19 protein-coding genes are annotated in these 20,551 nt (G+C 52.8%); 13 read left to right on the forward strand and 6 right to left on the reverse strand.

The window, feature by feature from the left end:
- Window positions 1-98 precede the first annotated feature (98 nt).
- The 3 genes from AACY82_RS15785 (at window position 99) to AACY82_RS15795 (ending at window position 4,354) form a co-directional block, all read left to right on the forward strand.
- A complete protein-coding gene (locus tag AACY82_RS15785; RefSeq protein WP_339617805.1) occupies window positions 99-875 on the forward strand; it encodes an SDR family NAD(P)-dependent oxidoreductase in 777 nt (258 codons plus the stop codon).
- Window positions 876-966: 91 nt separating this feature from the next.
- Window positions 967-1,842: an SMP-30/gluconolactonase/LRE family protein gene (locus tag AACY82_RS15790; RefSeq protein ID WP_339617806.1), complete on the forward strand. Its 876-nt coding sequence runs from the start codon at window positions 967-969 to the stop codon at window positions 1,840-1,842.
- Window positions 1,843-1,948: 106 nt separating this feature from the next.
- Window positions 1,949-4,354, forward strand: coding sequence for an EAL domain-containing protein (locus AACY82_RS15795; protein WP_339617807.1), 2,406 nt, complete (start codon window positions 1,949-1,951; stop codon window positions 4,352-4,354).
- 10 nt (window positions 4,355-4,364) lie between these two features.
- Here AACY82_RS15795 and AACY82_RS15800 read toward each other — a convergent pair whose 3' ends face one another.
- Entirely contained in the window at window positions 4,365-5,039 is a 675-nt protein-coding gene (locus AACY82_RS15800; RefSeq protein ID WP_339617808.1) for a fumarylacetoacetate hydrolase family protein, read from the reverse strand.
- Entirely contained in the window at window positions 5,032-5,625 is a 594-nt protein-coding gene (locus AACY82_RS15805; RefSeq protein WP_339617809.1) for a gamma carbonic anhydrase family protein, read from the reverse strand. The genes AACY82_RS15800 and AACY82_RS15805 overlap by 8 nt, the downstream gene beginning before the upstream one ends.
- Window positions 5,626-5,730: 105 nt before the next feature.
- Here AACY82_RS15805 and prlC point away from each other — a divergent pair, with 105 nt between their 5' ends.
- Genes prlC through AACY82_RS15820 form a run of 3 tightly spaced genes read left to right on the forward strand, consistent with a single transcriptional unit; the run spans window position 5,731 to window position 8,873 of the window.
- Entirely contained in the window at window positions 5,731-7,821 is a 2,091-nt protein-coding gene (gene prlC, locus AACY82_RS15810; RefSeq protein ID WP_339617810.1) for an oligopeptidase A, read from the forward strand.
- A complete protein-coding gene (locus AACY82_RS15815) occupies window positions 7,818-8,072 on the forward strand; it encodes a YheV family putative zinc ribbon protein (RefSeq protein WP_339617811.1) in 255 nt (84 codons plus the stop codon). The genes prlC and AACY82_RS15815 overlap by 4 nt, the downstream gene beginning before the upstream one ends.
- Window positions 8,073-8,873, forward strand: coding sequence for a transporter substrate-binding domain-containing protein (locus tag AACY82_RS15820; RefSeq protein WP_339617812.1), 801 nt, complete (start codon window positions 8,073-8,075; stop codon window positions 8,871-8,873).
- On the opposite strand, the gene AACY82_RS15825 is transcribed toward AACY82_RS15820, so the two are convergent.
- From AACY82_RS15825 to AACY82_RS15835, 3 genes are all read right to left on the reverse strand, one after another.
- Window positions 8,846-10,690 (reverse strand): sensor domain-containing phosphodiesterase, encoded by a 1,845-nt coding sequence (locus AACY82_RS15825; RefSeq protein WP_339617814.1) that lies wholly within the window; start codon window positions 10,688-10,690, stop codon window positions 8,846-8,848. The genes AACY82_RS15820 and AACY82_RS15825 overlap by 28 nt on opposite strands.
- A 104-nt stretch (window positions 10,691-10,794) precedes the next feature.
- A complete protein-coding gene (locus AACY82_RS15830) occupies window positions 10,795-11,490 on the reverse strand; it encodes a hypothetical protein (protein ID WP_339617815.1) in 696 nt (231 codons plus the stop codon).
- Window positions 11,491-11,590: 100 nt separating this feature from the next.
- Entirely contained in the window at window positions 11,591-12,931 is a 1,341-nt protein-coding gene (locus AACY82_RS15835; RefSeq protein ID WP_339617817.1) for an MATE family efflux transporter, read from the reverse strand.
- A 416-nt stretch (window positions 12,932-13,347) separates the two neighbouring features.
- On the opposite strand from AACY82_RS15835, the gene coxB reads away from it, so the two are divergent.
- The 4 genes from coxB to AACY82_RS15855 are packed head-to-tail and all read left to right on the forward strand — an operon-like array spanning window position 13,348 to window position 17,611.
- The gene (coxB, locus tag AACY82_RS15840; protein WP_339617818.1) at window positions 13,348-14,493 is read left to right on the forward strand and encodes a cytochrome c oxidase subunit II; all 1,146 of its coding nucleotides are present in this window, start codon (window positions 13,348-13,350) and stop codon (window positions 14,491-14,493) included.
- A 10-nt stretch (window positions 14,494-14,503) separates the two neighbouring features.
- Window positions 14,504-16,054, forward strand: coding sequence for a cytochrome c oxidase subunit I (ctaD, locus tag AACY82_RS15845; RefSeq protein ID WP_339617819.1), 1,551 nt, complete (start codon window positions 14,504-14,506; stop codon window positions 16,052-16,054).
- Window positions 16,055-16,078: 24 nt separating this feature from the next.
- Window positions 16,079-16,657, forward strand: a complete 579-nt coding sequence (locus tag AACY82_RS15850; protein ID WP_339617820.1) for a cytochrome c oxidase assembly protein — start codon at window positions 16,079-16,081, stop codon at window positions 16,655-16,657.
- Window positions 16,658-16,699: 42 nt separating this feature from the next.
- A complete protein-coding gene (locus tag AACY82_RS15855; protein WP_339617821.1) occupies window positions 16,700-17,611 on the forward strand; it encodes a cytochrome c oxidase subunit 3 in 912 nt (303 codons plus the stop codon).
- 20 nt (window positions 17,612-17,631) lie between these two features.
- Here AACY82_RS15855 and AACY82_RS15860 read toward each other — a convergent pair whose 3' ends face one another.
- Window positions 17,632-17,859 carry a DUF2909 domain-containing protein gene (locus AACY82_RS15860; protein ID WP_339617822.1) on the reverse strand — a complete coding sequence of 76 codons (228 nt, stop codon included), beginning with the start codon at window positions 17,857-17,859 and terminating at the stop codon, window positions 17,632-17,634.
- Window positions 17,860-18,106: 247 nt separating this feature from the next.
- Between AACY82_RS15860 and AACY82_RS15865 the strand changes: the two genes are divergently transcribed.
- The 3 genes from AACY82_RS15865 to AACY82_RS15875 are packed head-to-tail and all read left to right on the forward strand — an operon-like array spanning window position 18,107 to window position 20,500.
- Window positions 18,107-18,799: an SURF1 family protein gene (locus tag AACY82_RS15865; protein ID WP_339617833.1), complete on the forward strand. Its 693-nt coding sequence runs from the start codon at window positions 18,107-18,109 to the stop codon at window positions 18,797-18,799.
- Window positions 18,800-18,817: 18 nt separating this feature from the next.
- Entirely contained in the window at window positions 18,818-19,441 is a 624-nt protein-coding gene (locus tag AACY82_RS15870) for a hypothetical protein (RefSeq protein WP_339617823.1), read from the forward strand.
- A 12-nt stretch (window positions 19,442-19,453) separates the two neighbouring features.
- Window positions 19,454-20,500: a COX15/CtaA family protein gene (locus tag AACY82_RS15875; protein WP_339617824.1), complete on the forward strand. Its 1,047-nt coding sequence runs from the start codon at window positions 19,454-19,456 to the stop codon at window positions 20,498-20,500.
- Window positions 20,501-20,551: the final 51 nt, after the last annotated feature.

Consider the following 20,551-nt stretch of genomic DNA (forward strand, 5'->3'; position numbering starts at 1 on the left):
ACCGTGAGTTCAATCGCGCAGGCGCAGCATTTTGGGGCGCAAAACGATATACTTTGCACCGTTTCGGATAAATCCGCACAAGGTGTTCGAGGTAGACCATGACACAACCCACTGAGCGAACGCTCTATCCCAGCCTGCGCGGTAAGCGGGTATTTATTACCGGCGGGGCTACAGGCATTGGCGCCTGTATGGTTGAGGCGTTCTTGTATCAGGGCGCTAAGGTGGGGTTTGTGGATATTGCCGCCGATGAGGGCGCTAAGCTGTGCGATGAGCTAGCGGCCACTTACGCGGACGCTTTGAGTTTTATCGCTTGCGATGTCACCGATGTTGCGGCGCTGCGCGCCAGCATCGCCGAGCTGAGCCAGCAGCTGGGCAGCTTTAATGTGCTGATCAACAATGTCGCCAATGACAAACGCTGTGATCCTCGCTCGCTGGAAGACGCTAGTTGGCATAGCTCACTGGCTGTTAACCTGGATGCTGCGTTTTTTACCACGCGCGCGATTGCCCCCGCAATGGCCGAGACGGGCGGTGGCTCGATTATTAACTTCAGCTCTATTAACGCACTTTATGGCCCCGCCGAGATGCCCAGTTATGTAACGGCCAAAGCCGGGCTGCTGGGGTTAACGCGCGCGCTGGCGTCAGATTTTGCCCGCGATAATATCCGCGTTAATGCGTTGGTGCCGGGCTGGGTGGTGACCGATAAACAACTGGAAAAATGGCTCACACCCGAGGTGGAGGCAAAGTGGATGGAAAACGTTCGCTTGCAACGCCGCTTAAAGCCGGCGGACGTCGCCAATATGGCGTTGTTTTTAGCCTCAGACGATGCCTCTATGATTACCGGGCAGCAGTTTGTCGTCGACGGCGGCCGCCTGTAACGTCAATCAGCGATGCTACATACGGCGAGGCCATCAACGACTTACCCGATTATGCCCCCAGCGCAGGGGTTAACCTTTAGGGCGGCACGCTATGCGCCTGGTTGACGAGCTGCACGTTGGCTGCGAGCTGGGCGAGGGGGTGCTTTGGCATCCCGGGCAGCAAAGCATCTGGTGGACGGATATCTTAGGCTGCAGGCTTTACTGCTACACCCCTGAGCGCAATAGCCTGCGCGAATTTACCCCGCCGGAGCGCTTGAGCGCATTTGGCTTTACCTCAGACCCCAACCGTTTGATTGTTAGCTTTGCCTCGGGCATTGCCGATTACTGGCCCGCGCAGGGGCGTGTCGGCTGGCTGGCGAGGCCCGAGCTTGGGCTGCCGGGGCAGCGTTTTAACGATGGGCGGGTCGATCCGGCAGGCCGCTTTTGGGGCGGTACGATGAACGAGCAGCAACCGCAGACACCCAGCTCGGCGCTGTATAGTTACCGCGATGGTTGCTGCACGGCGCTGACCGGTTTGTGTATATCGAACGGTTTGTGTTGGAGCCCCGATGGCCGCACGGCCTATCACGCCGACTCGCCCACTCGGCGTATCACAGCCTACGATTTTTCGGCCGATGGTAATTTGCGCAATCCGCGACTGTTTACCCAAACCCCCGAAGGCGCTTACCCAGATGGCGCTTGTACGGATGCCGCGGGCAACCTTTGGAGCGCTCACTGGGGGGCGGGCCAGGTCGTGTGTTACAGCCCCCAAGGCGATCGGCTGCAAACGCTTGAGCTGCCGGTATCGCAACCGACGTGCGTGGCGTTTGGCGGGCCTGATTACCGCGATTTATACGTAACCAGCGCTTGGGAGGGGATGACGGAGGCCCAGCGTGGGGCTGAGCCGCGCGCCGGCAACCTGTTTGTCTATCGCGGCTTGGGGCAGGGCAGAGCTTGCGACTTTTACCGGCCAAACCTGTTGCCTTGACGACATATCTCTTGTGTCATAACCCGGACTCTGTCATTGTTTTGGGCCCGATTGTCGGGCGTGGGACAAGGATTGTCGATTTGATAAAAACAAAACAATACAATCTATGACCATCGACCTATTTCAACGTCTGTCTTATAAGTTGGCGCGCACCAGTTTTGTTGTGGTCGTGGTGCTAGGCGTATTAGTGGCAAGCTTGCAGGTTTATCTCGATTTTCGCAGTCATTACCAAGAAATTCGTGAAGGTGTTGAGGAGATCAGCCGGGTAAGTCGCTCAGCGGCGCAACGGGCGGTATTTTTACTGGATGAACGCCTCGCCGAGCAGGTGGTGGACGGCCTTAGCGAATATCGGTTTCTTAATCATATTGCGATTTTTGACGATCAGGATCAGCTGATGGCGGAGTATCGCCAGCCGGTTAAGGTCAGTCAAACCCTGTGGCTAACAAAGCTGTTGGTGGGTGAGTCGGAAGCGTTTGAGTATATGTTGCAGTCTAGCCCCGATGCGCCAACGGGCACTCTGCGCTTAGAGCTGAATAAAGATAGAGCCTTAAGCCCGTTTTATCAGCGAGCCTGGCGAGTGTTACTTACCGGCACCGCGCGCAATATCGGCATTGCTCTGGTGTTGGTGTTGGTTTATCACTTCTTGTTAACCCGGCCGCTGGTGAATTTGGCATCGCGCTTTGCCGCACTCGACCACAGTAAAGTCCCCGTCAATGCTATTCCCCATTTGCGCCAGCACGAGCAAGACGAGCTCGGTTACATTGTTAACTCAGCCAATCGATTGCTGAAAAACTTTAACCAAAAACATATCGAGTTACAGCACCAAAAGCAGCAGTTAAGTTTGATTTTAGATGCCAGCCCCAACCAGGTGTTTGCGGTTAATGGCGATGGCGAATTGCTGTTTTATAACCAAGCCTTTAAGCGTTACTTTAGCGATAATACAACAAACAATTACTTCGCCATGCTGACCAAAATGGGAATCAAAGAGTCCGGTCAGTTAAAGTCTCTCATTGTGCGTGTGTGTCGCAAACAGTCGCCGCTGTTTAATCGGCAGCAACATTTCTCGGGAATACGCAACGAAAGCCACACCATGCAAATGTCATTGGTGCCGTTTGTTTCCGATCATATTATTTATGTCATTGTGGTGCTGGCCGATATCACGGAGCTGGTAGAGGCTGAGCAGCGCGTCGAATACCTCGCGTATCGCGATACGTTAACCGGGCTGGCAAATCGCAACAAAATCTTAGAGCAACTGCAAGAAGACCTACACAAATGCAAAGCAGGCAATCGCTACGGTGCGGTATTGTTAATTGATTTAAATGATTTTAAACGCATTAACGATACGATGGGTCACTCTCTGGGTGATGAGCTGCTGCTGCATTTGTCTCAGCGTATGGCGATGCGCGTACATGAGCCGGAAACACTCGCGCGACTTGGTGGCGATGAATTTATTCTAAGTATGCCCGATATCTCCGACGACCTTGAAGAGACGCGAGCGCGAGCGGAATATGTCGCTAGCCGGTTTTTAGAAACCATCAGCCAGCCGGTTACCCTGGGTAATCAAGATTTTTCGGTGAATGCCACCGTTGGCATTGCGCTTTATCCACTCGATGGTGTGTCGGTCGAGTTGTTGTTATCTCAGGCCGATACCGCACTAAATGAAGCCAAGCGCAGCGCTGTTAATAACTGCCAGGTGTTTGAGCCGCAAATGGCCGAAGAGGTAAATCGCCTGCTGCAGTTAGAGTCGGATATCCGATCGTCATTTCAAGATCATCAATTTATATTTTACTTGCAACCACTGATCGATTTACACACCCGCTCTCTGGTGGGGGCAGAGGCCCTGATTCGCTGGGAGCACCCGTTGCGCGGCCAGGTACAGCCGGCGGAGTTTATTAGCTTTTTAGAAAACTCCGACATGATCAATCCGGTGGGTTTGCAGCTGTTGGATGATGTGTGCCAATTTATCCGTTATCACAAAGAGGCTGGCCGCTTCCCCGTGGAGCTTAGGGTGGCGGTGAATATCAGCGAGCGGCAACTTTATGATGCCGACTTTGTCGGTAAATGTTTGTCGGTACTGCGTAAATATAAATTGCCGGGCAGCTGTCTGGAGTTTGAAATTACCGAAGGTGCCGCGCTGCACAACCTCGATGAAGTCGTCGATAAAATGCGCAAGCTGCAAAACGAAGGTATTACGTTTGCTTTGGATGATTTTGGTACCGGTTATAGTTCGCTGAGTTATCTTAAACGTTTGCCGGTGAATAAAATCAAAATCGATAAATCCTTTATTGACGATATCACCATCGATCCGCAAGATGCGGCGATGGTGGCCTCAATTATCGCTATTGCGCAAAATATGAATCTGATTATTGTTGCCGAAGGCGTCGAGACGGATGCTCAGGCTCAGTGGCTGAGCCAATACGACGGCATACTGATTCAAGGCTATTTGTTTGATCGCCCACTATCGCCCGATATATTTGCCCAAAACTATTTACCTGAGCTGCCCGGTTTTTAAGTATCAGTTTTTACGTGCTCAACTGCTCTGCCACGGTCACTGAGAGTTCGCAAAAATCATCCAGTGTGGCCACTAGCTGATCACCGGGTTGTACCGGCCCCACGCCGGCCGGTGTGCCGGTAAACAGCAGGTCGCCCGGTGCGAGTGTGATGTAGCGCGATAGCTCAGAGATTAACTCGGGCACGGACCAAATCATGTCGCGCCAGCTGCCCTGTTGTACGATAGTCCCGTTGCGCGTTAGGGTGAGGCGGTCGGTCGCCTCTAAATCGCGGTAGCGGCCCAGCTGCAAGGCTGAGCAAGGCGCCGAGCCGTCAAAGCCTTTGGCCAGCTCCCACGGTCGTCCCTCGGCTTTTGCCTCGCGCTGAATATCGCGGCAAGTCATATCCAGCCCCACGGCAAAACCGCTCACCGCCTCGCGCGCCTGTTGTTCGTTGGCGCCTTGCAGTGTTTGATCGATAGCGATCACCAGCTCTAACTCGTGGTGAACCTCTTTGCTAAACCACGGGCAGGTAAATACCTCGCCGTGGGCTAACAGGGCCGTGGCCGGTTTAAAAAAGAAAAACGGTGTCGCGCGCTCAGGGTTGTGGCCCATTTCGCGAGCGTGCTCGCGATAGTTGCGACCGATGCAAATAATGCGGGTAACCGGCCAAGGTGTGTCGCGATCGGCGATGGCTAGCTCAGTCATGGCTCGCCCCTTTATCGGCAGCAGCAGAGGGAGTGTTGTCTAAGTAGTGATTTTTAAGCGCGACATAGTTGCCCGCCGAGTAGCGAAAAAACTCTCGTTCTTTATCTTTTAACGGGCGTATTTGCTTGCACGGCGAGCCCATATATAAAAACCCGGATTCGAGCCGTTTGCCCGGCGGTACCAGTGTTCCCGCCCCGATCACCACTTCGTCCTCCACCACAGCGCCATCGAGCACAGTGGAGCCAATGCCCACTAACACCCGGTTGCCAATGGTGCAGCCGTGCAGGCAGACATTGTGGCCCACGGTGACGTCATCACCGATGGTCAGAGGAAAGCCCTCGGTGTTAAAAGGTCCGGCGTGGGTAATGTGTAGCACCGAGCCGTCTTGAATACTGCTGCGTTCGCCTATAAATATACGATGCATATCGCCGCGGATAACCGCGAAGGGCCACACAGATGTGTCGGCTCCTAGGCTCACGTCGCCAATTACTAAGGCACAGGGGTCGATGTAAACCGTTGCGTCAAAAGTCGGCGTATGATGAAGGTAGCGGCGAATATGAGCGCCGCCCGAATGTTTATTGGCCATAATGAATCCCGCATAAGAGCCCCGCCCGCCGCGAATGACGGGCCGATTGGGTGTATCATACCGATTCTTATGCCGAGACAAAAACTGATCCGACCCGGAGGATAAATGAGTCAAGCCAGCGATAATCCTTTACTGCGCTCCAGCACCTTGCCGCCTTTTGCCGAGATTGAGCCCGAGCATGTGGTGCCTGCAGTACAGACCCTAATCGAAGAGGGGCGAGCCCACTTGCAGGCTTTGCTGGCAGGCCTGGAAACCCCGACTTGGGATACTTTAGTCGCGCCGCTTGAAGCCGAGGATGACCGGCTGGAGCAGGCGTTTGCACCAGTGAGCCATTTGAATGCAGTGGCTAATACCCCGGAGCTGCGCGATGCCTACACCGCCAGCATTGCGCTGCTGACCGAGTACAGCACCGAGGTGTCACAAAACCGCGAGCTGTACCAGGCCTATCAAGCCTTGGCCGATGGCGATGAATACAAGCAATTGACGAGCACCCAGCAAACCGTAATTGACAACGCACTGCGAGACTTCCGGCTCGGTGGGGTTAGCCTTGAGGGCGACGATAAAGCCCGCTACGGGGTGATTGCACAGCGCTTGTCCGAGTTGTCGACCTCCTTTTCTAATAATGTGCTCGATGCGACGGGCGCTTGGTACCTACACTTTGACAATGCCGAGGCTTTGGCCGGGCTGCCCGAGTCAGCCCTGGCGCAAGCCAAACAAGCCGGTGAGCTGAAAAAGCACGATAATGGCGAGCCGCTTGGCGGCTACGTGGTGACCTTAGATTTTCCCTCATTTTTAGCGGTAATGATGTATGCGGACGACCGCACTTTGCGTGAGAAAATGTATCGCGCGTTTGTCACGCGCGCCTCCGCTGACGGGGTAAAAGCCGATGGCAGCAGCGCCGCCGAGTGGGACAATACAGGCATTATTGCCGAGACCCTCGCACTGCGTCACGAGCAATCGCGCTTGTTGGGTTTTGATAACTTTGCCGAGCGCTCACTGGCAAGCAAAATGGCCTCAAGCCCTGAGCAAGTGTTGGAGTTTTTGCGTGAGCTTGGCGAAAAATCCCGCCCCCGGGCAGAGGCCGATTACGCTGAGTTAGCGGCCTTTGCCCGCGAGCAAGGTTGTGATGACCTGCAGGCATGGGATGTGACTTACTATGGCGAGCAGCTGCGTCAGCATCAGTACGCGATTTCGCAAGAGCAGTTGCGGCCGTATTTTCCTGCCGAAAAAGTCATTAGCGGTATGTTTGATGTGGTCGCTCGGCTGTTTGATATTAATATTTTACCGGTGGCCAGTTTTGACAGCTGGCACCCAGATGTGCGCTTTTATCACATCTTTAAAGATGGCGAGCAAATCGCCAGCTTTTACCTGGATATTTTCGCCCGCGAACACAAACGCGGCGGTGCCTGGATGGCCGATTGCCGGGTGCGTCGTAAGTTGGCCGATGGCAGCTATCAGCAGCCAGTGGCGTTTTTAACGTGTAATTTTACCCCGCCGGTTGGCGATACGCCGTCGCTATTGACTCACGATGAAGTCACCACTTTATTTCACGAGTTTGGCCACGGTTTGCATCACATGTTGACGACCATCGATATTGCCGCCGTCAGTGGTATTAACGGCGTGGCGTGGGACGCCGTCGAGCTGCCCAGCCAGTTTTTAGAAAACTGGTGTTGGCAAGAAGAGGTCATCGGTATGATCTCGTGCCACTATGAAACCGGCGAACCATTGCCGAAAGCGCTATTAGATAAAATGTTGGCGGCTAAGAACTTTCAGTCTGGTATGCAGATGATGCGGCAGCTGGAGTTTTCATTGTTTGATTTTCGATTGCACGCCGAATACAACCCAGAAAACCCAGTCGCCGCCGCCGTGTTATTGGACGAGGTGCGCCAGCAAGTTGCGGTTATTACACCGCCCGCCTATAACCACTTTGAAAACAGCTTTAGTCATATTTTTGCCGGTGGTTATGCGGCGGGCTACTATAGTTACAAGTGGGCCGAGGTCTTATCGGCCGATGCTTTTTCGGCGTTTGAGGAGGAGGGGATTTTTAATCAAACAACCGGCAAGCGCTTTTTACAAGAGATTTTGCAGCGCGGCGGCTCGCGCGAGCCAATGCATTTATTTGTTAGCTTTCGCGGCCGTGAGCCGAGTATTGAGGCACTATTGCGTCACGGTGGCCTGTTGGAGCGCGCCTCGTGAGTAATTACAGCACTGTTAAGCGGTTTCTGGCCGGGGCGGTTTGCCCACGCTGCGAGGCGGGTGATGCTATTGTGGTTTATTCTCGTGACGAGCGGGATTTTCGCGAGTGTGTTGAGTGTGGTTTTCTTGATGAGATGCACTTTGCTCCGCAGGCCCGTGAACTCGATACCCGTGTCAGTGAAGCCGAGGCCGACAGCAGCGATGAGCAAGTGGTTAAAATTATGCCCTTCCCGACAGATCGCTCGCGTTAAATGACGTGGCGAGCCCGACATAAAGCTCAAGGCTTAGGGGCGTTGTTGCTGAGCGTAACGTTTAGCTGCGCTGCACAGACGCAACTGCCGGATACATTGCATTTAGCCGCGACCGACTGGTGCCCGTACTCGTGTGCCGAGCACGCCGGCCAGCCGGGTATTGTGGCTGAGTATCTCACCGAGATTTTGGCGCGCGAGCAGATTGACCTGACATTGAGTTTTTTACCATGGGGCCGCGCGGTGGTAGAGGCCGAGCGCGGCGCCCTAGATGGTTTACTGACTGCCGTGGTCGATGAGGCGCCAACACTCGCGTTTCCCCGCCATCCTGTGGGGCAGTATCAAGACTGCCTATACACTCGACCCGATAGTGAGTGGGCCTATCAGGGGGTAGATTCGCTGACCCATAAGCAATTGGGCGTTGTCCAGGGTTATGGCTATACAGAGCAGATTAACCGTTATATCGACAGTGCCACTGACGCGCAAGTAACGGCGTTACGCGGAGTAAACAGCACGGCACGGCTTTGGGATATGTTGTTGTTAGAGCGCTTTGACGTATTTATTGAAGAGCAATTGGTGGTTCAGTGGCAAGCGCAAAGGCAGCAACGCAACCTCGATAGTTTGCGTGTGGCTACATGTCTTGCACCGCAGCCGTTTTACCTCGCGCTGTACCCCGGGCGGAAGTATACCGATGAGTTGCTAAAGCGCCTGGACCGGGCGTTTTCGGCGCAACGCAACGTTGCGCTTTGGCAGAAAATTCAAGCGCGCTATCTGCCTCAGGCCGAGACCGCGGCACTTAAATAATTACTGCGTAATTCATCGAGACTAATGGGCCGGCTAAATTTAAACCCCTGCAGATAATCGACACCGCGCTCGGCCAACCAGCGTGCCTGGGCGTCAGTCTCGACGCCTTCCGCGACAATCTTCATATTTAACCCCCGCGCCAAACCAATTATTGACTGGACAATGGCGCCACTGTCTTTATCGCCAGGTAAATCCTGAATAAATGAGCGATCAATTTTTAATTTGCTAAAAGGTAAGTGTTTAAGGCGCGACAGTGATGAGTAACCGGTACCAAAATCGTCGATAGATAAGCCGGGACCGAGTTGCACAAGCGCTTGCAGGGAGTGTTGCAGCTCGGCGGAATCGTGGGCAATAACATCTTCGGTGACTTCAAACTCCAGCTGATGGCCTGCAATATTAAAGTGGGTTAATAGCGCCGCAATATTGCGTGGTAGGTGGGGGTGTAAAACTTGCTCGGCACCTAGATTAATGGCAACTTGTCCCAACTGAATACCGCTACAGCCTAGTGTGTAAATATCTTCGCACACCCGGCTGATAACAGCTTTGTCTATGTCATACATCATGCCGGCCGCTTTGGCTAACGGTAAAAATTCAGCCGGGCTGAGCAAGCCGTGTTCTGGGTGTTGCCAGCGCACTAACGCTTCGGCACTGACAATGCGGCGGCTGTCAGCCGCGACAATGGGCTGATACAGCACGCTTAAGCTGCCGTTTTCGGTCGCCTTGCGTAACTGGCGCTCTAGCGTAAAGCGGGCGCGGGCTTCACGAGATATTTGCGCGTTAAAAAAGCGGGCGGTGTTGTGGCCGCGCTCTTTGGCTTGATGCATGGCGGTTTCGGCGTGGCGTAGCAAGGTGTCGGCATCGGCGCCGTCGTCGGGGTAAAAGCACACGCCCGCGCTTAAGGTCACCTGAATTTTATGTTCGTAGATAGCCAAAGGTTTTAGCAGTTGATCGAGCAGCTCTTCGGTGGTGCGTTCTAGGTTTTGTCGCTGGCCGCTATTGCGAATAATAAGGGCGAATTCATTGCCACCGGTGCGCGCAATTTTATCTTTACCACGCACCAGTGTCTGTCGCAGTTTGCGCGCGACCGCCATGATAATTTGATCGCCAATGCTTTGCCCAAGGCCTTGATTAATTTGTTTGAGCTTATCGATGTTAATCCAGACTAGGGCAAATGGGTCTTGCTGGCAGTCATTATTTTGCGTGAGCGTTGCGATACGCTTTTGCAGTGCACGGCAGTTGGATAGTCCTGTTAAGTCGTCAAAGTGGGCGACGTAATCAAGCTCTTGCTGGCTTTGCTGCCAGGCCTCGTAGGTATTGATTAGGCTTAATGTATCGGCAATAGCCGAAATAAAAGCAGTGGCCGATAGTGTCCAAGCCATGCGCTGGCGCGCCTCAAGGCAAATTACGCCATAGAGCTTGCCGTGGCCAAAAATCGGGGCATCGAGCATTGAGATGATTTGTTGCGGTACTAGGTAATCGTTTGCAAAGCTGGTGGTGCGTAAATCGGTGCGGGCATCGATGGCATCAACGATGCGCTCGTCCAATAGCGCACGAAAATACGCATCGTGCTGTGTTTGTTGCAGTTGGGCCGAGTGTTGGCTCACCCCGTGTTGACGGTCAAACAATACCTCGAGCGTGAGTTGGCGATGATTATCTTCAAAACGCCAAATACTGACGCGGTCTACATCCAGTAGTTTGCTACACAGAATACTCAGTTCGATGAGTTTGTGTTCTTTATCTAGGGCAATAAAATCCCTGTTGTGGCGCAGCGCCACAAGGCGTTTGTGTAAATGAATAAAATGGTCGCTCTCACCCATATTATTGTCATCGCCGCGGGTGTGTGTGAGGTACCTCGTGCAATGGTACTCGTGTGTCTTATAAATATGGCACTTAAATGGAGGTCTGTCTAATGACTGCCCTGCTATTTTTGCCCGTCAAAATTTAAAAAAATCGAACGATCCGCCGCCAGACAAGGCCAGCGGGATAACTCGACGGACCAGCCGTGTTCGCGATGCTGGGCAAAAAAGCGATCGAAGGCCGCGCCCTTAAAATTGTGCTCTGTTAGTAGTATGTCGGCCGAAAACAGTACCGCTTGATCGAGCTCGATGGCAAATGGCTCGCCAATTAGCTCATGGGCGACGATATTGGCACGAGTTGTGTCCATAGGGGCCAAAGGCGAGCCGCATAGCGTAATAAACCGGTCGTTAATCTCTTCTAGCAAGCGGTGGGCAAGGTATGCCTCGGCCAGAAGTACTTGCAGGGTACTGTGGCCGCGCACCAGCTCGGGAGGATGAAGAAAATAGTCGAGCGCCACTTTGAGCAGTGGGTCCACCTGCTCCTGGATGCCGGCATCGCTGGTAATGGCATGAATAGCCTCGATAAAGTCGGGGACGTGCTCGATATAACGCACGACAAAATCGGCCAATAGCAGGGGCGCGGCATCCAGCGGCAGGGCAATAGCACTGTGCAGTGTGCTGCTGCGAATTTGCAGGCGCGCGATTAACGCGGCGGTCTCATCGGTGCAAGCTGAGAGGTCGTCAATCAGGGTCCGCACTTTGCCAACCTGTTCGAGTAGCATATTGTGGTGTTGTGTGGGGCTATTGGCCGGTGAATGCATCGAGGTTATCCGTCGATAAACGTTATCGCTTTGCTTAAAAGTAATACAAAGCAAGGGCTTTGCAAGTTGCCCGACGGGCAAAATACACAAATAAGTGAAATTATAATGACAGCCGTCGCTGCTGGCCCCAGAACACTAATCCCATGGCAAGGCTACGAGCGAGATTAAAACCGCAAAATGCCAGCCACAGGCCGCTATTACCCAGCGGTTGGGTAAACCACCACAGCGGGATAAACACGGCCACTGTACAGAGCAGCATAATATTTTGCATGGCGCGGGTGGCACCGCGGCCAAGAAAAATGCCATCCAGTTGGTAGGCCCAGACCGTTAGCAGCGGTAGGGCGATAACCCATCCGAACTGAGCGCTTGCCTGTGCCAGTACTTGGGGCAGCTCGGTAAATAGCGCCAGCCAAACCGATTGCCCGGCCCAAAACAGCAGGCTGATGGCGAGGGCGGTTATCAGCGCGAGCGCTGTGGTGCCCTGTACCACGCGAATAAACTCGGCGCGGTTATTGGCGCCTACGGCTTTACCGCACAGGGCTTCGGCGGCATGAGCAAATCCGTCTAGAGCGTGTGAGGTAAGCAAGACAAATTGCAATAAAATAGCGTTGGCGGCGACGATTTCGGTACTCATACGCGCCCCCTGGGCGGTAAAAAAGGTAAATACCCCCAGCAGGCAAGCGGTGCGGACAAATAAGTGCCGATTCACTTGCAGCAGAGGTAAATATTCTCGCCAGCGGGTTAGGCATTGGTGCCAGCGCGCGCGCAAGCTAGCGCGGTCGATTTTTCCCGCGAGTAAGTACAAACCAATCCCGAGGGCGCTGTACTCGGCGATCACGGAGGCCCAGGCCGCGCCATCACTGTTCATTTTGAGGCCGACAATCAGCACTAGATCAAGAAGTAAATTAACCCCATTGGCCGTGAGCACCAAAAGCAGAGGGCGGCGGGTATCCTGCTGGCCAATAAACCAACCAATCAGGGTGTAATTGAGCAGTGTGGCGGGGGCGCTTAGCACCCGTATCGCGCTGTAGCTGGCCGCTAATGTCGTGACACCGGTCTCGGGCTGCATAAAATACATTCCCAGCTCGATAAACCAGGGTTTAAGGGCTAGCAGGCCTGCGGCTAACAGCAGTGCCAGCACGGCCGAGCGCAGCCACAGTTGGCTGGCTTCATTTTGGTCGCGGCGGCCCACCGCGCGCGATACCAAACTGGTGGTGCCCATGCGCAAGAAGCCAAATGACCAGTAGAGCAGCGATATCAGGCTGGCCCCGATCGCGACGGCGCCCAGGTAGCGCGGTGAGTCGAGGTGACCCAGGATGGCGGTATCGACGGCGCCCAGCAATGGTACGCAGAGGTTGCTGAGCATAATCGGCCACACCAGTGGCCAAATGCCGTGCAAACGCCTGCTGACAGGCTGGCAGTGTGTGGCTGTTTTTTTCATGGGTGAATCATACCCGGTTGCCGCGCCAGCCGCCTAGGGCGTCGCAAAAGCGCTATCTTCGTGACAAATTTATTGACTTTTTTGGCATCCTATGGCCACATTAACGCTGCAGTTGCGACGATTTGCCGCAGTTTATTAGTCGTATTCCTCCGAATTTTTCGTTGGTACCCAAATAAGCTAACTGAGCGAATCCCACTCGCGGTATCAATGTGTGGTGGATGTTGCGCGCGCGTTAGTTAAGTATTTGCGATAAATGACGTACGCTTGGGGTTTGCAACTGCAATAGCGAAGTTACATCGGAGATGTAAAAGACAGGGTGGTATTGCTTAGGCGTATCTGGGTCAAAAAGCCGAGGTCATTGATGGCCGGCCGTACAACAATAAGCATAACGAAACAGCTAACGGAGAAGATGGGCAATGTTGAAAACAGCACGTAGGCTCAGCGCCTGGATGCTTGGTTTCACGTGTCTGCTAGCGGCAAACAGTGCCCTGGCAGAAGAAGCTGAGCGGTGGAAGTTCAATATGACCCCGGGGGTAACACCGGTTAGTCAGGACGTTTACGGTTTGCATATGCAAATGTTCTGGTGGTGTGTGGGGATTGGCGTTGTGGTTTTTGGCGTCATGTTTGTCAGTATGTTTTTGCACCGTAAATCCCGCGGCGTAAAACCGGCGAACTTTCACGAGAGCACTTGGCTAGAACTTCTCTGGACAGCGATTCCTTTCGTTATCCTGATTCTGATGGGTATTCCCGCCTCCAAGTCACTGATCAACCTCTACGACACTGAAAAGTCCGACATCGATGTATTGATCACCGGTTACCAGTGGCGCTGGAAGTATGAAATTTTGGGCGAAGACGTTAGCTTTTTTAGTAACCTCGCCACGCCTCGCGACCAAATTGAGGGTCACGCCGAAAAAAGCGCTAATTACCTATTGGAAGTGGATGAGCCGCTGGTGTTGCCAGTGGGCAAAAAAATCCGCTTTTTGGTAACCGCCAACGATGTTATTCACAACTGGTGGGTACCGGCGTTTGCTGTTAAGCGCGATGCGATTCCCGGGTTTATCAACGACTCCTGGACCATTATTGATGAGCCTGGCACCTACCGTGGTCAGTGCGCTGAGCTGTGTGGTAAAGATCACGGCTTTATGCCCATCGTGGTCGAGGCGAAAACCCAGGCCGATTACCGCGCCTGGCTCGATGAGAAAAAAGCGACCGCTGCGGCGCTGGCCGAGTTAACCGAAAAAACCTTCACCTTTGATGAGCTTTATAGCAAAGGCGAAGAAATCTATAACCGCTCTTGCGCCTCCTGTCACCAAGCCGAGGGGCAAGGTTTGCCGGGAGTGTTCCCGGCGCTTAAGGGCAGCCCAGTGGCCGTGGGCCCAATAGACCACCACATAGACGTGGTCGTGAACGGCGTCGCGGGTACCGCGATGCAAGCCTTTGGTGAGCAATTGTCCGAAGTGGACATCGCCGCTGTGGTTACCTACGAGCGTAGCGCGTGGGGTAACAACATGGGCGATCTGGCTCAACCGCTTGATATTTATAACCATAAACAAGGCAAATAGGAGGTAGACAATGGCTCACGGCCCCGCTAAAGGTTTTACGCGCTGGTTGTATACCACCAACCACAAAGATATTGGCAGCATGTACCTGTGGTTTAGTTTTGCCATGTTTTTCTTGGGCGGTATGTTTGCCCTAGTAATTCGCGCCGAGCTATTCCAGCCCGGCTTGCAAATAGTCGAGCCCAACTTTTTTAACCAAATGACCACCATGCACGGCTTGGTGATGGTGTTTGGTGCGGTTATGCCGGCGTTTGTCGGTTTGGCTAACTGGATGGTGCCACTGATGATCGGCGCCCCCGATATGGCGCTACCGCGGATGAACAACTGGAGCTTTTGGATCCTGCCGTTCGCCTTCGCTATGTTGTCGTCAACTTTGTTTATGCAAGGTGGCGCGCCTAACTTTGGTTGGACGTTCTACGCGCCGCTATCGACAACTTACGCACCGCCCTCGGTAACCTTCTTCATCTTTGCCATTCATATTATGGGTGCCAGCTCCATTATGGGGGCGATCAACATCATCGCTACCATTTTGAATATGCGCGCCCCCGGCATGACCCTGATGAAAATGCCGTTGTTTGTCTGGACTTGGTTAATCACCGCTTTCTTGCTGATCGCCGTTATGCCGGTATTGGCTGGGGTGGTTACCATGATGCTGATGGACATTCACTTTGGCACCAGCTTCTTCGATGCCGCCGGTGGTGGTGATCCGGTATTGTTCCAGCACGTGTTCTGGTTCTTTGGTCACCCTGAGGTGTACATCATGATCTTGCCGGCGTTTGGTATCGTCAGCGCGATCATCCCCACCTTTGCTCGCAAGCCGTTGTTTGGCTATAGTTCCATGGTCTACGCCACCGCCGCGATTGCTATTTTGAGTTTTGTGGTGTGGGCGCACCACATGTTTACCGTGGGTATGCCGATCGCCGGTGAGTTGTTCTTTATGTGGGCGACCATGCTGATCTCGGTGCCTACCGGGGTTAAGGTGTTTAACTGGGTGGCCACCATGTTCAAAGGCTCTATGACCTTTGAAACACCGATGTTGTTTTCTATTGCGTTTGTGATCTTGTTTACCATCGGTGGTTTCTCGGGCCTGATGCTTGCTATTGCTCCGGCGGACTTCCAATACCACGATACCTACTTTGTTGTGGCTCACTTCCACTATGTGCTGGTGCCCGGGGCGATCTTTTCGATCACCGCTGGCGTTTACTACTGGCTGCCTAAGTGGAGCGGACGCATGTACAACGAGACCATGGGTAAAGTACATTTTTGGCTGGCGTTTATCGGCCTCAATGTCACCTTTTTTCCCATGCACTTCTCGGGTTTGGCCGGTATGCCGCGTCGGATTCCCGATTACAACTTGATGTTTGCCGATTGGAATATGATCTCATCGGTGGGTGCATTTTTGTTTGGTGCCGCCCAGGTGGTGTTTTTATACAACGTCATATCGACCATTGTGTCGGGCAAAAAGGCCTCGGATGAAGTGTGGGATAACCCAGAGGGGTTGGAGTGGACCGTGCCATCGCCGGCGCCATATCACACCTTCGCTGAGCCACCTGAAGTTAAGTAACAAGATAACGCCGAGCTTACGCCTATGAAGTTATCGTGGCCTAAAAACCCGGTTACCACATTAAGCCTAAAGCTCGGTTTAACAGTGTGTGGCATGTTTGTTTTTGCTATTTGGGTCATGCCGCCACTGTACGATGCGTTTTGTGATATTACCGGCCTAAATGGCAAAACTGGGGACAAATACGAATCGGTCGCCAGCGCGGTTGATACCAGTCGTATTATTAATGTGCAGTTTGTCGCGACCAACAACGAGGGAATGCCCTGGCAGTTTGGCCCCGAGATTAAACAGATCTCGGTGCACCCGGGCGAACAAACCAGAATTAACTATCTGGCAAAAAACCCCACCGGGCGCGACATGGTAGGGCAGGCGATTCCGAGTTTGGTGCCCTACAAAGCGGCTAATTATTTTCACAAAACAGAATGTTTTTGTTTTGAGCAACAAGCACTGTTAGCAGGAAAGGATGCCATCTTGCCGATGATATTTATTATCGACCAAGATCTTCCTGAACATATTAAAACGATCACGCTGAGCTACACCGTATTTGATGTGACAGATCGTTTTAGCAAAGAAGAGTTGTTAAGCATGGTCCACGATGGGCCTTAACATTAACCGCAAAACAATAAAATTTCGGCGGGGAGTACAACTATGAGTGCAGGAACCTACTACGTACCGGAGCAAAGCAAGCTGCCGATTTGGGCGAGCTTTGGTTTGTTTTTAACGGTATTTGGTGCGGCCAACTGGATCAATGGTAGCGCTAAAGGCCCCTATATCTTTTTAGCGGGGGGGCTGGTTTTCGCCGCCGTTCTGTGGAACTGGTTTAGCATTGTTATTACTGAAAACATGGCAGGCCTGAACAGCCCTCAGCTCAAGCGCTCGTACGTGATGGGTATGGGTTGGTTTATTTTCTCTGAGGTTATGTTCTTTGCCGCGTTTTTTGGCGCCTTGTTTTACATTCGTACTTTGGCGCTGCCTTGGTTGGCCGCCGAGGGTGATGGCGTTGATAATGGTTTGTTGTGGCCGGGCTTTACCGCCGAGTGGCCATTGCTTACCACGCCCGATATGGCCGCCAACGGCGATGGCGCAACTCGCCTTGGCCCCGATGATAGTATGAGTTTTCCCGGCTGGGGTGGCTTGCTAGGTTGGTTGCCTTTGTGGAATACCATTATCCTGTTGACGTCCAGCTTCACGGTACACTTTGCCCATAGCGCCATTAAAAACAACAATCGTAAAGGCTTTAATATTTGGCTTGGCGTTACCGTGTTGTTGGGTGTAGTGTTTTTGATTCTGCAGGCAGAAGAGTATATTCACGCCTATCACGAACTGGGGTTAACGCTGCAATCGGGCATTTATGGCACCACCTTTTTTATGCTTACCGGGTTTCACGGTGCCCACGTTACTATTGGTACGCTGTTGTTGTTTATTATGTGGCTGCGCTCGGTTATTAAGGGTCACTTTAAGCCAGATGACAATTTTGGCTTTGAAGCCGCCAGCTGGTATTGGCATTTTGTTGATGTCGTTTGGGTCGGCTTGTTCTTTGTTGTGTATGTGTTTGGCTGATATTCATCAGCACCTTGGGCTCAGCGTAGCCGCTGATCCCAAGGTGCTGTATCCGTTAAAATGCCAGAATAAAATCCATAGACAACGCAAATCATCATTAAGCTTGCAAGCGTAATACGAATACCCAGCGCATAGAGCGTACGTTTTTTATTGGGCACACCGGCATCGCGCAAAAGGTAGGTTAAGCCAGCCGTTAAACTAAGTACAACGCCGATAAAAAGCAGTAAGATAATTATTTTAAGCCACATAATAAAACCATTGATTGTTCGAGCAACCTACGGGTAAGCTCAGTGAACTGAATAGTAACGCAGGTAGCGCATTTTCCCAAACGGCCGGGGTATGTGAGTCACTGAAGTCGATGTTGTTGTGATTCAGGTGTAGTAATAAAGCCATGGTTGAAAGCTTGAGGTAGAGGTACGCCTTGTGACATCCGCGCCCGCAGCTCCCCCACGTCTTACTCTTACGCCTAATCGTGCGATTATTTTTTTGACTGTTGTGTTTTTTCCGTTGCTTTTAACGCTGGGTTTTTGGCAGTTATCCCGCGCCGAGCAAAAGCGTGATATTTTGCAACAAATACACGAGCGGCAAGCTGGCGCGCCGGTGGCGCTGGCTGATACGAGCTTGGCGGCACTAAAACCCTATACGCGAGTAATCGCGCGTGGCCAGTTCGATAATCAACACCTTTGGCTGATTGACAATCGCCAGCGCGACGGTCGTATTGGTTTTGAGGTTGTACAAATATTTGAGCTTGAGAATGATCAACGAGTGTTGCTGAATCGGGGTTGGCTTGCCGCCGATGTAAGCCGCACACAGTTGCCCGAGGTACCGCTCGTAACCGGTAGCGTTAGTATTTTTGCCGAGCTTTACCCAGTTAGCCAGCACCCTTTGCTTAATGCACAGGGCGAGACGTCGCAATGGCCGCGTGTGATCACCGAGGTAGACGTGGCGGTAATGGGCGAGAGTGTGGGGAAGTCGTTAGCACCCGGCATATTAAAACTTGACGAGGCGAGCCCCGGCGCCTTTCGCACAGGTTGGCAAGCCGTTAACATGATGCCCGAGCGGCATACCGGTTACGCTTTACAGTGGTTTGGTCTGGCGTTAGCGCTGGCAATATTAACGCTGTTTGCCAATACCAACCTTGCCACTTTGTGGCGCTATTACAGACATAGCAGTACGACTAAAAAATAACGAATAGGTCGATCATTTATGACGGATACGCAACAGACAACGCCACGACCCAATAAAAAACGCGGGCAACTGCAAGCGTTGTTGTTAATGCTGGTGGTGGCACTGCCGATGATTGCGGCTTATACCATTTACCATACCGGCTGGGGGATGCCAGAGGGTACGGTTAATAAAGGCACGTTGCTGGCGCCGCCGCTCGCGCTATCCGAGCTTGCACCGCATGAGCAAGGTGAACGGTGGGACTTAACTCAAGAGCCTAAGCGCTGGCGCTATGTCATACCGGGCAATGCTAAATGCGATAAAACGTGCATGGATAACTTGTACTTGACCCGTCAGGTACACATTCGCCTAAACGAAAAAGCTGAGCGTGTTGAGCGTATTTACCTATTGCTAGACGACACCTTATCGCCCGAGCTGGCCGCGCATATCAAAGCGCAGCATCCGTTGTTGCGGGTTATGACAGTCAATCGCGCAGATCTTACGCAAGCGCTACAAAGCAGTAACTTTAGCGATGATCCGGTCGCCGCTGGCCGCTATTTCTTAATGGATCAAGAAGGGTTTTTAATGCTCACTTATACCCCCGAGCATACCGGTGGCGAGCTATTAAAAGATGTAAAAAAAATGCTTAAAACCTCCTACGAATAAGAGCTAGGTAAAATGCAACAAAAATTGTTTGTGTGGGGCTATCGCTTAGCACTAGCTGCAACGGTACTGGCCTGCATCGTGGTAGTGTTAGGCGCCTTTACCCGGCTTTCTGATGCGGGCCTAGGTTGTCCCGATTGGCCGGGTTGTTACGGCCATATGACGTGGCCCACCACCGATGAACATGTCGCGACCGCCGAGGCGCTGTTTCCTGAAACGCCGGTTGAACACGATAAAACCTGGCCGGAAATGGTGCATCGTCATTTTGCCGGTACGTTAGGGCTATTGATTTTAGCCCTGACGGTATTAACCTGGTGGCGAGCCGGAAAAACCTCAGAGCGTCTGCCTCGGGGACATACCTTAGGGCTGTTAGTCTTAGTGATCGTGCAAGCGGCATTTGGTATGTGGACGGTAACGCTCAAGCTTTGGCCGCAAGTGGTTACGGCGCACTTGCTGGGCGGCTTTGCCACCTTGAGTTTATTATGGTTGCTGGTGCAGCGTTTGGGGGATAAAAATTGGCATTTAGCCGAGGGTGTTTACACCCGAGTGCGAGCCTTGCGGCCCCTGGTGGTTGTCGTGTTGATGCTGGTGGTGGTGCAAATCGCGTTGGGTGGTTGGACGAGCTCTAATTACGCGGCGTTAGCGTGCACAGACTTTCCCACGTGCCACGGTGAATGGTGGCCGGCTATGGACGTCGCCCGCGGTTTTAATTTAGCGCAAGGTATTGGCCCCAACTATTTAGGTGGCCTGTTAGAGGGCGAGGCCCGAACGGCGATTCATATGGCGCACCGGCTGGGTGCGTTAGTGGTAAGCGTGAGTGTTTTACTGTTGGTGATACGCTTACTGCGCATTGGCAAAGAGGCCAAAGTGTTAGGCTTTACGCTGCTGGCCGTTTTATTGCTGCAAGTGAGCTTAGGTATTACGAATGTAGCGGCGCATTTACCCCTGCCGGTGGCGGTGGCGCACAATGCCGGTGGCGCTCTGCTGTTATTAGTACTGGTGACCTTGACGCATCGGGTCTATTCGGCGCAGAGTACGACAGCGTGTATTAAAACAGAATAATGTAAGCACGAGTTTCATAGCAATCTTGAATGCGAAACCGAGTTACCATAA

The organism is uncultured Gilvimarinus sp. (assembly GCF_963972205.1).
GTDB classification, from domain to species: Bacteria; Pseudomonadota; Gammaproteobacteria; order Pseudomonadales; family Cellvibrionaceae; genus Gilvimarinus; species Gilvimarinus japonicus.